At 66.2% G+C, this 13,965-nt stretch carries 11 protein-coding genes and 1 pseudogene; 3 read left to right on the top strand and 9 right to left on the bottom strand.

The genetic code is table 11. From position 1 onward, the window contains the following. Both AB4Y84_RS02765 and AB4Y84_RS02760 read left to right on the top strand, forming a co-directional pair. Positions 1 to 587, top strand: a 587-nt coding sequence (locus AB4Y84_RS02765; RefSeq protein WP_442249740.1) for a methylenetetrahydrofolate reductase, incomplete at its 5' end; no start/stop codon positions are given. A 41-nt stretch (positions 588 to 628) separates the two neighbouring features. Then, on the top strand, positions 629 to 1,210 hold the full coding sequence (locus tag AB4Y84_RS02760) for a DUF4124 domain-containing protein (RefSeq protein ID WP_442244651.1): 582 nt from the start codon (positions 629 to 631) through the stop codon (positions 1,208 to 1,210). Between the two features lie 117 nt (positions 1,211 to 1,327). Here AB4Y84_RS02760 and AB4Y84_RS02755 read toward each other — a convergent pair whose 3' ends face one another. From AB4Y84_RS02755 to AB4Y84_RS02745, 3 genes are all read right to left on the bottom strand, one after another. Next, complete coding sequence (locus AB4Y84_RS02755; protein ID WP_442244652.1) at positions 1,328 to 2,281, bottom strand: Nudix family hydrolase; 954 nt, start codon at positions 2,279 to 2,281, stop codon at positions 1,328 to 1,330. 97 nt (positions 2,282 to 2,378) lie between these two features. After that, positions 2,379 to 5,111 carry a preprotein translocase subunit SecA gene (gene secA, locus AB4Y84_RS02750; RefSeq protein ID WP_442244653.1) on the bottom strand — a complete coding sequence of 911 codons (2,733 nt, stop codon included), beginning with the start codon at positions 5,109 to 5,111 and terminating at the stop codon, positions 2,379 to 2,381. A gap of 339 nt (positions 5,112 to 5,450) precedes the next feature. Beyond that, positions 5,451 to 6,404, bottom strand: a complete 954-nt coding sequence (locus AB4Y84_RS02745) for a M23 family metallopeptidase (protein WP_108267187.1) — start codon at positions 6,402 to 6,404, stop codon at positions 5,451 to 5,453. Between the two features lie 12 nt (positions 6,405 to 6,416). On the opposite strand from AB4Y84_RS02745, the gene AB4Y84_RS02740 reads away from it, so the two are divergent. Further along, the gene (locus tag AB4Y84_RS02740) at positions 6,417 to 6,866 is read left to right on the top strand and encodes a DUF721 domain-containing protein (protein ID WP_025876573.1); all 450 of its coding nucleotides are present in this window, start codon (positions 6,417 to 6,419) and stop codon (positions 6,864 to 6,866) included. A gap of 280 nt (positions 6,867 to 7,146) precedes the next feature. Here the strand turns inward: AB4Y84_RS02740 and lpxC are convergent, their stop codons facing one another. From lpxC to murC, 6 genes and pseudogenes are all read right to left on the bottom strand, one after another. Next, positions 7,147 to 8,058 (bottom strand): UDP-3-O-acyl-N-acetylglucosamine deacetylase, encoded by a 912-nt coding sequence (gene lpxC, locus AB4Y84_RS02735; RefSeq protein WP_223494239.1) that lies wholly within the window; start codon positions 8,056 to 8,058, stop codon positions 7,147 to 7,149. A 193-nt stretch (positions 8,059 to 8,251) separates the two neighbouring features. Continuing rightward, the gene (ftsZ, locus tag AB4Y84_RS02730; protein WP_025876577.1) at positions 8,252 to 9,487 is read right to left on the bottom strand and encodes a cell division protein FtsZ; all 1,236 of its coding nucleotides are present in this window, start codon (positions 9,485 to 9,487) and stop codon (positions 8,252 to 8,254) included. Between the two features lie 161 nt (positions 9,488 to 9,648). Continuing rightward, positions 9,649 to 10,884: a cell division protein FtsA gene (gene ftsA / locus AB4Y84_RS02725; RefSeq protein WP_025876580.1), complete on the bottom strand. Its 1,236-nt coding sequence runs from the start codon at positions 10,882 to 10,884 to the stop codon at positions 9,649 to 9,651. Between the two features lie 68 nt (positions 10,885 to 10,952). Next, positions 10,953 to 11,630: pseudogene (locus tag AB4Y84_RS02720) on the bottom strand (cell division protein FtsQ/DivIB); the annotation flags it as partial. Further along, positions 11,627 to 12,631 carry a D-alanine--D-alanine ligase gene (locus tag AB4Y84_RS02715; RefSeq protein ID WP_442244654.1) on the bottom strand — a complete coding sequence of 335 codons (1,005 nt, stop codon included), beginning with the start codon at positions 12,629 to 12,631 and terminating at the stop codon, positions 11,627 to 11,629. The pseudogene AB4Y84_RS02720 and the gene AB4Y84_RS02715, both read right to left, overlap by 4 nt. Continuing rightward, a partial coding sequence (gene murC / locus AB4Y84_RS02710) for a UDP-N-acetylmuramate--L-alanine ligase (RefSeq protein ID WP_442249739.1) occupies positions 12,628 to 13,965 on the bottom strand: 1,338 nt, incomplete at its 5' end. The genes AB4Y84_RS02715 and murC, both read right to left, overlap by 4 nt.

Raw genomic sequence — 13,965 nt, 5'->3', positions numbered from 1 at the left:
TGCTCAAGCTGTACCGTGCCATCGGCTGCCGGCGCCTGGTCGCGCTGCGCGGCGACCTGCCGTCGGGCATGGGCTTCCCCGGCGACATGCGCTACGCCTCCGAACTGATCGCCTTCATCCGCGCCGAACACGGCGATGCCTTCCGCATCGAAGTGGGCGCGTATCCGGAAACGCATCCGCAGGCGCAGGACGCACTGCTCGACCTGAAGCACTTCAAGGCCAAGATCGACGCCGGTGCCGATGCGGCCATCACCCAGTACTTCTTCAATCCCGATGCCTACTTCCACTTCGTCGACGAAGTGCAGCGGCTCGGCGTGCAGGTGCCGATCACCCCGGGCATCATGCCGATCTCCAACTTCAGCCAGCTGCGCCGCTTCTCCGAACAGTGCGGTGCGGAAATTCCGCGCTGGATCAGCCGCAAGATGCAGGCCTACGGTGACGACGCCGAATCGGTGCGCGCCTTCGGCGCCGAAGTGGTGGCCAAGCTGTGCCAGCGCCTGGTCGAAGGAGGCGCACCGGGCCTGCACTTCTATACCTTGAACCTGGCCAAGCCGACGGTCTCGGTACTGAAGCTGCTGCAGGGCTGAAAAGTACGCTGTGTTATCGCAATCGGCGCTACGCTGCGTCGATGAAGCTCGTCCTGTCCCTGCTGCTGGTTCTGTTGCTGCTCGGCGTCTGCGCCGTTGCGCAGGCGCAGTCCACGCGCTTGAACCGATGCACCGATCCGCAGGGACAAAGTGTCTATACCGACCGCCCCTGCGACAGCCTGGGTGCGCAGTCCCGGCGGCCGCCACCAACGCCTTCCGGCAATACCCTGCAACGCGACGGCCTCGGCAGCAGCTGCCCACGTCGGCTGAGCGAACTGGTGCAGGCGCTGCACACGGCGGTCAGCATCGGTGATGTGAACCGGCTCTCTTCGCTGTACCTGTGGGGCGCGGTGTCCGATGCCGGCGCGCAGCGCATCCTTGGCCAGCTGGAATCGGTGGTTCGACGACCGCTGGTGGACGTGGTGCCGGTGTATCCGCGGCAGGATGTCGACGAGGGCGCGGGCCCTGGCGCGCAGGAATTGGAATCGGATACGGCACCTGCACCGACTGCAAGGCGCCCGGTCGGGTTGCGGTTGGAGCAGACCCTGCCGGGCAGCGCGACGCGAGCGGCGACGGTGCTTGGGCTGCGGCGGCAATATGGGTGTTTCTGGATTACGTTGTGAGCGGGGTCTGCTGAACCGCCATCCACGCATGGCGTGGATCTACTGGTCGCTGCGTGACGTGGGTCTGCTCATCCACGCATGGCGTGGATCTACTTGCTTGCGACCCCGTGTATCGCGCTACACCGGCCATAGTCCGCGGATGGCGGCGATACCCTGCCCGCCATGCCGGCGTGCCTCGGCCACATGCTGCGGTGTCATGCCGCCGAGCGCATAGATCGGCAGCGAGACCTGCGCGCGTAGCGCGGCGAAGGCCTCCCACCCCAACGGCATTGCATCGGGATGGCTCGCAGTGGCCTGCACCGGCCCCAGCACGGCGAAGTCGCAGCCCAGCCGCTGTGCGGCCAGCAGCTGTTCAAGGTCATGGCAGGAGGCCGCCACCAGCTGCCCGGCCGGCAGCGGGCGTTCCTGCAGCGACTGCAGCTGCTCGCTGCCCAGGTGCACTCCAACCCCCAGGGTACGCGCCAGTTCGATATCGCGGTTGAGCAGCCACTGCACACCGCGCCGATGTGCGCGTACGGCCTGCTCGATCACGCCCTGACGCTGCGGATGCTCGGCGGGCAAGCGCAGCTGGATGCGTTGCTGCCCCGAAGCCACCGCCTGCTGCAGCTGGCCGTGCCAACGCTGCAGGCCGCCCTCATCGATGTCCGGCGCAGGGGTGATCAGGTAGCAGTCCGGCTGGCGCAGTGCGGCCACCACCGGCAGGTCAGCCGGCGGCATTGAATAACGGACCAGCTTGTCCGGCGTCACCCAGGTGATGGCCTGGCCCTCGCGTCCACGCGGGGCGCCCTTCCAGCTGCGCACGTGGCGCACTTCCAGGGTCAGGTCCTTGTCCGGGTAGCGCTGCGGCACGTCCATGATCCACTCGCCCACCTCGGCCTCGATGCCCAGCTCCTCGTGCAGCTCGCGCACCAGCGCCTGTTCGGAGGTCTCACCGGGCTCGCGCTTGCCGCCCGGGAATTCCCAGAGGCCGGCCATGTCGCGGCTTTCGGTGCGGCGGTTGAGCAGGATACGACCGCGGGCGTCAGTGATGACGGCGGCAACGACGTGGATCGATCGTTTCGGGGAAGGCATGGGGGGAGCATGCCGAAAACCGGGGCACCGGCGCAATCGCCGAACGCTTCAAGGCCCAGAACAGGAAAGCCCCGCTTTCGCGGGGCTCTCCGGGGGGTCAGCTCAGCTGGCCGTGGCAGTGCTTGTACTTCTTGCCGCTGCCGCACGGGCACGGATCGTTGCGACCGATCTTGGGCTCGTCACGCTGCAGCTGCGCCACGCCCTGCTGGGCGGCCTCCACCTGCGCCGCCTCTTCGTCGGCACCGTAGCCGCCAGCGTCCTGGTGCTGGAACTGCGACTGGCTCAGGCGGGCCTCCACCTGCTGGCGCTCGGCTGCTTCCAGTGCCTGCACTTCCTCGTCGCTGCGGATGCGCACGCGGGCCAGCAGGGTCACCACTTCGCGCTTGACGTTCTCCAGCATGTCCGAGAACAGCTCGAAGGCTTCCTTCTTGTATTCCTGCTTCGGCTGCTTCTGCGCATAACCGCGCAGGTAGATGCCCTGGCGCAGATAATCCATGCGCGCCAGGTGTTCCTTCCAGCTCTGGTCGAGCACGGTCAGCATCACGTGCTTCTCCAGTGCGCGCATGGTCTCTTCGCCCACACCCGCTTCCTTCTCGGCGAAGTGCTGGTTGATGCGTTCCTGCACCTTGGCGGTGATGCCTTCGGCGTCCAGTTCCTCGTGCGACTTGACCAGATCGGTCAGCGACATGTCCACGCCGAAGTCCGACTGCAGGGTGGCTTCCAGGCCACGCAGGTCCCACTGCTCGTCCACCGAGTTCGGCGGCACGAAGCGGGCGACGATGTCGAAGATCACGTCGTCGCGGATGCCTTCGACGTTGTCCTTCACCGACTCGGCGTCCAGCAGTTCGTCGCGCTGGGCGTAGATCACCTTGCGCTGGTCGTTGTTGACGTCGTCAAAATCCAGCAGGTTCTTTCGGATGTCGAAGTTGTGGGCCTCGACCTTGCGCTGTGCCTTTTCAATCTGGCGGCTGACAAGGCGGTCCTCGATGACGTCGTCTTCCTTCATGCCCATCATGCGCATGGCCTTCTGCACCCAGTCGGAGGCGAAGATGCGCATCAGGTTGTCTTCCAGCGACAGGTAGAAACGGGACGAACCCGGATCACCCTGGCGGCCCGAACGGCCACGCAGCTGGTTGTCGATACGACGCGATTCGTGGCGTTCGGTGCCGACGATGTGCAGGCCGCCGGCCGCCTTGACCGCGTCATGGCGCTTCTGCCACTCGGCCTTGATCGCGGCCTTCTGTTCGTCGGTCGCGCCTTCGCCCAGCTCGTGGATTTCCGCTTCCAGCGAACCACCCAGCACGATGTCGGTACCACGACCGGCCATGTTGGTGGCGATGGTCACGGCGGCCGGACGACCGGCGTTGGCAACGATGGTCGCTTCGCGGTCGTGCTGCTTGGCGTTGAGCACTTCGTGCTTCACACCCGCCTTGCGCAGGTGCTCGGACAGCATTTCCGAGGTTTCGATCGAGGTGGTACCCACCAGCACCGGCTGCCCACGCTTGGCGCACTCTTCGATGTCGGCCAGCACCGCATTGAACTTGCCCTTGCGGTTGAGGAACACCTGGTCCGGGCTGTCCTTGCGGATGGTCGGGCGGTTGGTCGGGATCACCACCACTTCCAGGCCATAGATGCTCTGGAACTCGAACGCTTCGGTATCGGCCGTACCGGTCATGCCGGACAGCTTCTTGTACATGCGGAACAGGTTCTGGAAGGTGATGCTGGCCAGCGTCTGGTTCTCGCGCTGGACCGGCACGCCTTCCTTCGCTTCCACCGCCTGGTGCAGGCCATCGGACCAGCGGCGGCCGGCCAGGGTACGGCCGGTGAATTCGTCGACGATGACCACTTCGCCATCGCGCACGATGTAGTCCACATCACGCTGGTAGATGGCGTGCGCGCGCAGGGCGGCGTTGAGGTGGTGGACCACGGTCAGGTTCTGCGCCGCGTACAGGCCTTCGGTCTCGGCATCGAGGATGCCCGCTTCCACCAGCAGCTGTTCGGCGTGCTCCATGCCCGCTTCGGACAGGTGCACCTGCTTGCCCTTCTCGTCGACCCAGAAGTCGCCTTCGCCGTCTTCCGCTTCCTGCTTGACCAGGTTCGGCACGATGCGGTTGACGCGGATGTACAGCTCCGGGGAATCGTCGGCCGGGCCGGAGATGATCAGCGGGGTACGCGCTTCGTCGATCAGGATCGAGTCGACTTCGTCGACGATGGCGTAGTGCAGGCCGCGCTGGTAGCGGTCAGCCTTGGACAGCGCCATGTTGTCGCGCAGGTAGTCGAAACCGAATTCGTTGTTGGTGCCGTAGGTGATGTCCGAACCGTAGGCTTCACGCTTGTCGCTGTGCGGCATGCCCGGGTAGACCACGCCCACGCTCAGGCCCAGCCAGTTGTACAGCTTGCCCATCTGCGCGGCATCGCGGCGGGCCAGGTAGTCGTTCACGGTGACCACGTGCACGCCCTTGCCTTCCAGCGCGTTGAGGTACACCGGCAGGGTCGCCACCAGGGTCTTGCCTTCACCGGTGCGCATTTCTGCGATCTTGCCCAGGTGAAGCACCATGCCGCCGATCAGCTGCACGTCGTAGTGGCGCATGCCCAGCACGCGGCGACCGGCCTCGCGGCAGACCGCGAACGCTTCCGGCAACACCTTGTCCAGGGCTTCACCACCGGCGATGCGCTGCTTGAATTCCGGCGTCTTGGCCTGCAGCTGCTCGTCGGAAAGCTTCTCGATCTCCGGCTCCAGCGCATTGATCTTGGCGACGATGCGGTTGAGCTGGCGCAGCTGTCGTTCATTACGACTGCCAAATACGCGGGTAAGCAGGCTGTTGATCATTGAGGGAACCGGGTTGGATGGAAATGCCGCACGGCTCCGGGAAGGATCCGTCCGCCGCAAACGAATCAGGGCGCTTGGCGCCCTGTCGATGGCAACACCCATTGTAGCTTGGGATGGGCCGCTGGGGTTTCAACCCTGTGGCGGCATTGGCATCCGAACATTCCGGTAGTGCCGGCCGCTGGCCGGGTACGCGTCAGCGCATGCGCGCTGGCGCTCCCACGCTTCGCTGCGCGAACCGCGGGCCCCGCTTACCTGGTCTCCACACCCCCGCGCCTACGGCGCTGCCCCCGTACTCCGGGGGCGGTAGTGCCGGCCGCCGGCCGGCACCCCAAAGCGGAATCAGCCGCGGGTGATGCGCCCGACCGGGGTATTGCCGCCATCGCCGAGGAACTTGCGCGGGTTGACCACGTTGCCGTTCTCCCACACCTCGAAGTGCACGTGGGCGCCGGTCGAACGACCGGTGGAACCGGCCTTGGCCACTTCCTGGCCGGCACGGACGAGGTCGCCGACCTTCACCACCAGGCGCGAATTGTGCGCGTAGCGGGTGACGTAACCATTGCCGTGGTCGACATCGACCACGTTGCCGTAGCCGCCCTTGACCCCGGAGAAGCTGACCACGCCGTCGGCCACCGACATCACCGGGTCACCCACGCGGGCGTGGAAGTCCATGCCCTTGTGGGTGGCGGCACCGCGACCGAACGGGTCGGCGCGGGTACCGAAGCCGGACGTGACGTAGCTGTTGCGGATCGGCATGCGCGAGGGCACGGCGTTCTGCTGCAGCTGGTGGTCGAACATCAGCGATTCCATCACCGACAACTGGCGGCCTGAAGCAGCGAAGCGCTGCTCCAGCACCTGTAAGTCGGCGTTGACGTCCTTCACCGGGATGTCGGCGGTCGGGCCGCCGGCATCGCCGTCACCGAGGCCGGGGGTCTCGTTGAAGTCGAATTCGCCGTCTTCCAGCTTGCCCATCTGGGTCAGTCGCTCACCCAGGGCGTTCAAGCGGGTGGCCTGCGCCTGCAGCTCGCCGAGGCGGGCGGCCAGCGCGTTGACCTGGGTCTGCGCATCGCGCTGGACCTTGGCCAGCTCGGCCTCCTGGCGGTCGACCTTGGCCTGCAGGCGCGAATCATTGAGCGCACTGGCGCCAATGCCGCCGGCAAGGCCGATAATGCAACCTGCGCCGAGCACGCTGCCCAGCAGGGCTCGGGGGCGGTCCTCGAAATAGAACCGCAAACGCGTGAGCGCCGATTTGGCCTGTCCTTCACGCGTTTTGATTACGATCTTTTTAAATGCCATCAGTGAGTTTTCATGTCTGAGCCGAAATCCAGCGTTCGTCCCGCATCCAGACCGAAACCGGCCCTGGATGCAGTGATGGCGGACAAAAGCGGGAACCCGCTGCGGCGTGCCCTATGGCTCGACGCGCTGGACCGTCAGTTGCGCCCCCAGTTGCCGCCACCTCTGCGCAGCCGTTGCCGGCTGGCCAATGTGGACGGGGAACACCTCGTTTTTCTCGTCGAGTCCCCGGTCTGGCATGCCAAGTTGCGGCTTGCCGAAGCCCAGTTGCTCGACGCGGCCCGGTCCATCGGGCTGAAGGCCACCAAGGTGACCGTCAAGACTGCGTCTCCCACTCCCACGCGCTCCCCAGCGCTCGACAACCGGAATGGACCCCACGCAGTTTCAGCCGCCACGCACAAAGGGCTACGCGACGCCTTGGCAGCTCTGCAGGACCTTCCTTCGAAACCGAAGCGGGAAACCTGAAAGCAGCGGAGCGTCCTGCTCCACTCCCCGTCGCGCGTGTCACCGCAGCGTGAAACATTTCGGGGGCCGGGTCGCATCCTAGCTGGCCCCGGTGGGCCAGTCGTTAGATTGTTGTTAAAACAACGTTAAATTCAGGCTTCGGATCCAACAGGTTCACAAAACCGTGACCTCGGCCCGGCCGTCGCGTCACCCACTGCGCCAGCGCCTTAACTAAGGTCGGAAACGCAAACGCCGCCCTGGAAGGCGGCGTTTTTGTCTTTCAAATCAATAGCCTGTGGAATCAAGCATAGGCCGGCGTGGCATACACCACGGGGTCCGCAACCGCCGGCGAGTCGTAAGTGACCCATTCCCAAGCGGTAGCATCGGCCATCAATGCCCGTACCAGCTTGTTGTTGAGCGCGTGACCGGACTTGAAGCCCTCGTAGGCACCCAACACCTGGCCGCCGGCCAGATAAAGGTCGCCGATCGCGTCGAGGATCTTGTGGCGCACGAATTCGTCCGCGTAGCGCAGGCCGTCTTCGTTGAGCACGCGGAACTCATCGAGCACGATGGCGTTGTCCATCGAACCACCCAGGCCGAGGTTGCGCTCGCGCATGTATTCCAGGTCGCGCATGAACCCGAAGGTGCGCGCACGGGAAATTTCCTTGGTGTAGGCCATCGTCGAGAACTCGATTTCCTGGCGCGACTGCTTGGCCGGGATCATCGGGTGGTCGAACTGGATGGTGAAGCCCAGCTTGTAACCCTCGTAGGGCGTGAAGCGGGCCATCTTGTCGCCCTCGGTCACTTCCACGGTCTTCAGTACGCGGATGAAGCGCTTGGGCGCGTCCTGTTCCACGATGCCTGCCGACTGCAGCAGAAACACGAACGGGCCGGACGAACCGTCCATGATCGGCAGCTCGGCCGAGGACAGTTCGACGATGATGTTGTCCACACCCAGGCCGGCCAGGGCCGACATCAGGTGTTCGACGGTCTGGATCTTGGCGTCGTTGCAGGTCAAGCCGGTGCACAGCGTCACTTCGGTGACCAGCTCAGCCTTCGCAGGCACTTCCACCACCGGGTCCAAGTCCACGCGCCGGAACACGATGCCATGGTTGACCGGCGCCGGGCGCAGGGTCATGTAGACCTTGTCGCCGCTGTGCAGGCCTACGCCGGTGGCGCGGATCGTGTTCTTGAGGGTGCGTTGCTGGATCATGGGGGGACGGCCGGAAGTGACACATTAGATTAACACGCAGGGTCCCCTACCCCGGCTGAAACGCCGGCAGGACACACCGGCGCGCCGGTAGGACGCGCGTGAAGCAGGGCGGCCGGGCCCATCCTGGCCCGGCGCCCGCGTTTTCAGGACATGGTGGCGCAACCCGGGGGGGACAAGCCCCGGGCAGCGTCGATCAGTCCGCCTGGCGGCGCAGGAACGCCGGGATGTCCAGGTAATCGTTCGGCAGTTCCGCCGCGGCCGGGGCCGAGGAGGCCGGAGCCGACGGGGTGGAAGCTGCAACGCTGTCGCTGCTGGCCCGACGCAGGCCCAGGCCCATGCCGCCGACAGCCTTGGACACCGCATCGCCGCCGTTGTCGAACTCGCCGAACTCCGGCTGGCCGGTGGTGGCGTTGCGGACCAGCTTGATCGGTGCACGCTCGCCCGGACGCTGGGTCTTGCTGGCCGAGACGCGGTTCAGACCCGTGGCAACCACGGTCACGCGCACTTCGTCCTGCATGTCCGGATCGAGCACGGTACCCACCACCACGGTCGCGTCTTCCGAAGCGAAGCCGTCGATGGTGCGGCCGATCTCGTCGAACTCGGCCATGGTGAAGTCGGCACCGGCGGTGATGTTGACCAGGATGCCGTTGGCACCGGCCAGGTTCACATCGTCCAGCAGCGGGTTCTGGATGGCCGACTCGGCTGCGGCCTGCGCGCGATCATCGCCGCGGGCGGTACCGGTGCCCATCATCGCCAGGCCCATTTCGGACATGACGGTGCGCACGTCGGCGAAGTCGACGTTGATCAGGCCCGGACGCACGATCAGGTCGGCGATGCCCTGCACGGCGCCCTGCAGCACGTCGTTGGCGGCACGGAAGGCCTGGATCATGGTCGCGTTGCGACCCAGCACGGTGATCAGCTTCTCGTTGGGGATGGTGATCAGCGAGTCGCAGTGCTGGCTCAGCTCTTCGATGCCCTTCAGCGCGACCTGCATGCGGCGACGGCCTTCGAACGGGAACGGCTTGGTGACCACGGCCACGGTCAGGATGCCCATTTCCTTGGCCAGCTGTGCCACCACCGGCGCAGCGCCGGTACCGGTGCCACCGCCCATGCCCGCGGTGATGAACACCATGTCCGCACCCTGCAGCGCGTCCATGATGCGCTCACGGTCTTCCAGCGCGGCCTGGCGGCCGACTTCCGGATTCGCGCCTGCGCCCAGGCCCTTGGTGACATTGGTACCCAGCTGCAGCTGCAGCTTGGCACCACAATTCTTGATGGCCTGCGAGTCGGTGTTGGCGGTGATGAATTCCACGCCATCCACTGCCGAGTTGACCATGTGTGCCACGGCATTGCCGCCGCCGCCACCCACGCCAACCACCTTGATCACCGCATTGGGTGCCATCTTTTCGATCAGTTCAAAATGCGCCATGTCCGTGTCCTCGTTGTATCCGCTTTCGATTGCATGGGCGTTCGGGCGTCCTGCCTTCGTGCTGCATGCCGTCGTTGCGGCTGTGTGGGTTATGTGTTGCCGGTGTTGCGTCGTGTTGCCGGTGTTGCTGCCGGGCGAGCCCGGGTAGTGCAGGTTCCGCGTCAGAATTCGCCGCGGAACCAGGTCTTCAACTTCTTGAACATGCTTCCGGCGCGGCCAGTCGGCAGAGACGGCCGGCGCGGATGTTCGATCTGGCTGCCCATCAGCAGCAGGCCCACGCCGGTGGCATGCACCGGGTTGCCCACCACTTCGCCCAGCCCGGTGACGTGCTGCGGGATGCCCACGCGTACCGGCATCTGCAGCATTTCCTCGGCCAGTTCGACCACGCCTTCCATCTTCGAGGCACCACCGGTCAGCACCATGCCGGCGCGCACCAGTTCCTCGAAGCCGGAGCGGCGCAGTTCGGCCTGCACCATTTCGAAGATCTCTTCGTAGCGGCCCTGCACTGCCTGCGCCAGCGCGTGGCGCGGCATGCGGCGCGGCGGACGATCACCGACCGACGGCACCTGGATGCTCTCCTCGGCGGTGGCCAGCTGGGCCAGGGCACACGCGTAGCGCACCTTGATCTGCTCCGCTTCCGGGGTCGGCGTGCGCAGCATGTGCGCGATGTCGTTGGTCACGTGGTCGCCGGCGATCGGCAGCGAGGCGGTGTGGCAGATCGCACCCTGCACGAACACCGCGATGTCGGTGGTGCCGGCGCCCATGTCGACCAGCACCACGCCCAGCTCGCGCTCGTCGGCGGTCAGCACCGCCACGCTGGAAGCCAGCGAGGACAGCACCAGGTCGTCCACCTGCAGGCCGCAGCGCTGCACGCACTTGCTGATGTTGGCGGCGGCCGACTGCGCGCACACCACCAGGTGCGCATGCACCTCCAGGCGCACGCCGGTCATGCCGACGGGATTGCGGATACCTTCCTGCGAGTCGTCCAGCACGTACTCGCGCGGGATCGCATGCAGGATCTTCTGGTCGGCCGGAATCGCCACCGCCTTGGCCGCATCGAGCACGCGATCCAGGTCGCCCCAGGTCACTTCGCCGTCGCGGATCGGCACGATGCCGGGCGAGTTCTTGCACTGCACGTGGTTGCCGGAGATGGAGGCATACACCGAGCGGATCTCGCAGCCGGCCATCAGCTCGGCTTCTTCGACCGCGCGCTGGATCGATTGCACGGTCGATTCGATATCCACCACCACGCCGCGCTTGAGGCCGCGCGACTCGTGCGAGCCGATGCCGATCACTTCGATCGGGTTGCCCGGCGAATACTCGCCCACCAGCGCCACCACCTTGGAGGTGCCGATATCCAGGCCGACGATCAGCGATTTGTCACCCTTGCGATTCATGTTCTTTCCTGCGTCCTTCTTGCCGGGGTGCCCGGTGCATTGGCCGGGGCGGCCGGAGTGCCCCAGCTCAGCGTGAAACCATTGGTATATCGGAGGTCGGCGCGCTCGATCGGCGCAGCCTGGTTGGCCAGCTGCGGCAGCACGCGCACGAAGCGCTGCAGGCGCGAACGCGCGTCGTCGCGGCCGACCACCACTTCAGTGCCGTTGCTCAGCAACAGCGACCAGCTGCCGCGGGCGTCCATGGTCAGCCGGCGTACGTCGACGCCAGCCGGCGCGAACAGCGCGCGCGAATCGTTGTAGAGCTTGACCACTTCTTCGGTCTGGCTATCCGGGCCATCCAGCTCGGGCAGCTGCAGGTCGGCCAGCTTCTTCGGCGTGGGGAACAGCTTGCCCTGCTCGGACAGCAGGCGATCTTCGCCCCAGCGCGCGAACGGCTTGTGCTCGACCAGCGTCACTTCCAGCACGTCCGGCCACTGCTTGCGCACCTGCGCGCTTTCCACCCACGGCAGCTTTTCCAGTGCGTCCTGCGCGTCCTGCAGCTTCACCGCGAAGAAACCGGCATGTGCATACGGCAGCAGCACCTGCTGCAACTGCTCCGGCGGCACCCGCTTGAACTCACCGTGCACGCGCAGCTTCGCCAGCGGCCAGCGCTCGGCGCCGACCCAGCCATTGACCACGGCCACCACCGGCAGTGCAACCACCGACAGTGCCAACAGCCAGACAAAGATACGCAGCACCGCGTTCATGCGTGCGATGCCTCCAGGGTCTGTTCCAGCACGCGCCACACCAGCTCCTCGAAGCTGATGCCGGCCTGCCCGGCCGCCTTGGGCACCAGCGAATGGCTGGTCATGCCCGGCGCGGTGTTCACTTCCAGCAGGAAGAAGCGGCCGCTGACGCGGTCACGCATCACGTCGACGCGACCCCAGCCACGGCAACCGGCCGCGCGGAAGGCAGCCAGCGCGATGCGGCGGATCTCGTCTTCGTCATCACCGTCCAGGCCCGGGCACAGGTACTGGGTGTCTTCGGCGATGTACTTGGCGTTGTAGTCATACCACTGGCCCTTGGGCACGATGCGGATCGACGGCAGCGCGACATCGCCCAGGATGGCGACGGTCAGTTCGTCACCGACCACCATCTGTTCCATCAGCAGCTGGCCRTCGTAACGCGCGGCCAGGGCCACGGCTTCGTCCAGGCCGGCGTCGTCGGTGACCCGGCTGATGCCCACGCTGGAACCTTCGTTGGCCGGCTTGACCACCACCGGCAGGCCGAGCTCGGCCGCCAGCGTGTGGACATTCTTTTCGGCCGCTCCCGGCATCCTGCCTCCCGCGGCACTCGTACCTCCGTGTACTTCGCGGTACTGCGGGGTCGGCAGGCCCAGTGACAGCCACACCTGCTTGGTGCGGATCTTGTCCATGCTCAACGCCGAGCCCAGTACGTTGGAGCCGGTGTACGGCACGCCGAAGGCCTCCATCAGGCCCTGCACGATGCCGTCCTCACCACCACCATTGTGGCCGTGCAGGATGTTGAACACGCGATCGATGCCGCCGGCCGCCAGCGCCTTGGCCAGCGCCGGAATGCCATCGATGGCGACGGCGTCGACGCCGCGCGACTGCAGCGCTTCGAGTACGTTGCGGCCCGAATCCAGCGACACTTCGCGTTCGCTGGAGCTGCCACCGAGCAGCACGGCGACGCGGCCGAACACGGCCGGATCGGTGCTGCGCAGCGGCGGGAAGGTCAGCGTGCTCACGCCTCGCCCTCCGCCTTGAAGCCTTCCACTGCAATGTGGCTGGCAACGGCGCCGATGTCGCCGGCCCCCATCATCAGCAGCAGATCACCGTCCTGCAGCACGTCCGGCAGCACGGTGGCGAGTTCGGACGCCTTGCCGACCACCACCGGCTCACTGCGGCCACGCGCACGGATGGCGCGGGCCAGCGCATGCGAATCGGCACCGGCGATCGGCTCTTCACCGGCCGGATAGACCTCGCTCAGCACCAGCGCATCGACGCTCGACAGCRCCGCTGCGAACTTGTCGAACTGATCGCGGGTACGGCTGTAGCGGTGCGGCTGGAAGGCCACCACCAGGCGCTTGTCGGCCCAGCCGCCGCGTGCAGCGGCGAACACGGCTTCCAGCTCGCTCGGATGGTGACCGTAGTCGTCGATGATGCGGACCTTTGCACCAGTGGCGGTGGTCACTTCGCCCAGATCGTTGAAGCGGCGACCGACGCCAGCAAAGCTGGCCAGCGCACGCGCGATCGTGTCCGGAGACACCCCCAGCTGCCAACCCACCGCCGCAGCGGCCAGCGCATTGAGCACGTTGTGCTTGCCCGGCAGCGCCAGCACCACTTCCTGGCTGGTGCCCTGCGGCAGGCGCAGGGTGAAGCGCATGCGCGAACCTTCCTGCACCACGTTCTCGGCGCGCACGTCGGCCTGCGGGCTCATGCCGTAGCTCATCACGTGGCGCGGGGTCTTGGCGGCCAGTGCGGCCACTTCCGGGTCGTCGATGCACAGCACCGCAAGGCCGTAGAACGGCAGGCGCTGCAGGAACTCGGCGAACGCCGCCTGCACGCGGGCGAAGTCGTTGCCGTAGTTCTCCAGATGATCGGAATCGATGTTGGTGATGATCGACATCAACGGATTCAGGCGCAGGAAGCTGCCGTCGCTTTCGTCGGCCTCGGCCACCAGCCACTGGCCACCGCCGAGCTTGGCGTTGGCACCCGCCGCCAGCAGCTGGCCACCGATCACGAAGGTCGGGTCCAGCCCACCCTCGCTCAGCACCGCAGCGGTCAGGCTGGTGGTGGTGGTCTTGCCATGGGTACCGGCCACGGCGATGCCGCGGCGGAAGCGCATCAGTTCGGCCAGCATCGCCGCGCGCGGCATGATCGGAATGCGCTGGCTGCGCGCTTCCATCAGCTCCGGGTTGTCTTCGCGGATCGCGCTGGAGACCACCACGCAATCGGTGCCCAGCACGTTGGCAGCGGAATGGCCGCGCATGATGCGCGCGCCCAGGCCGGCCAGGCGACGGGTGGCAGCGTTGTCGGCGTTGTCCGAACCGGACACTTCATAACCCAGCGTCAGCATCAC

This window comes from Stenotrophomonas sp. 2YAF22, assembly GCF_052114665.1.
Taxonomy (GTDB): Bacteria; Pseudomonadota; Gammaproteobacteria; order Xanthomonadales; family Xanthomonadaceae; genus Stenotrophomonas; species Stenotrophomonas indicatrix.
This window is presented reverse-complemented; position numbering and strand designations above follow the sequence as displayed.

What these genes read in the sequence shown, in the direction of transcription:
- AB4Y84_RS02745 (WP_108267187.1), bottom strand. Translation starts at nt 6,404, where the DNA reads ATGGCATTTAAAAAGATCGTAATCAAAACGCGTGAAGGACAGGCCAAA.
- ftsZ (WP_025876577.1), bottom strand. Translation starts at nt 9,487, where the DNA reads ATGGCGCATTTTGAACTGATCGAAAAGATGGCACCCAATGCGGTGATC.
- ftsA (WP_025876580.1), bottom strand. Translation starts at nt 10,884, where the DNA reads ATGAATCGCAAGGGTGACAAATCGCTGATCGTCGGCCTGGATATCGGC.
- secA (WP_442244653.1), bottom strand. Translation starts at nt 5,111, where the DNA reads ATGATCAACAGCCTGCTTACCCGCGTATTTGGCAGTCGTAATGAACGA.
- AB4Y84_RS02760 (WP_442244651.1), top strand. Translation starts at nt 629, where the DNA reads ATGAAGCTCGTCCTGTCCCTGCTGCTGGTTCTGTTGCTGCTCGGCGTC.
- AB4Y84_RS02755 (WP_442244652.1), bottom strand. Translation starts at nt 2,281, where the DNA reads ATGCCTTCCCCGAAACGATCGATCCACGTCGTTGCCGCCGTCATCACT.
- lpxC (WP_223494239.1), bottom strand. Translation starts at nt 8,058, where the DNA reads ATGATCCAGCAACGCACCCTCAAGAACACGATCCGCGCCACCGGCGTA.
- AB4Y84_RS02740 (WP_025876573.1), top strand. Translation starts at nt 6,417, where the DNA reads ATGTCTGAGCCGAAATCCAGCGTTCGTCCCGCATCCAGACCGAAACCG.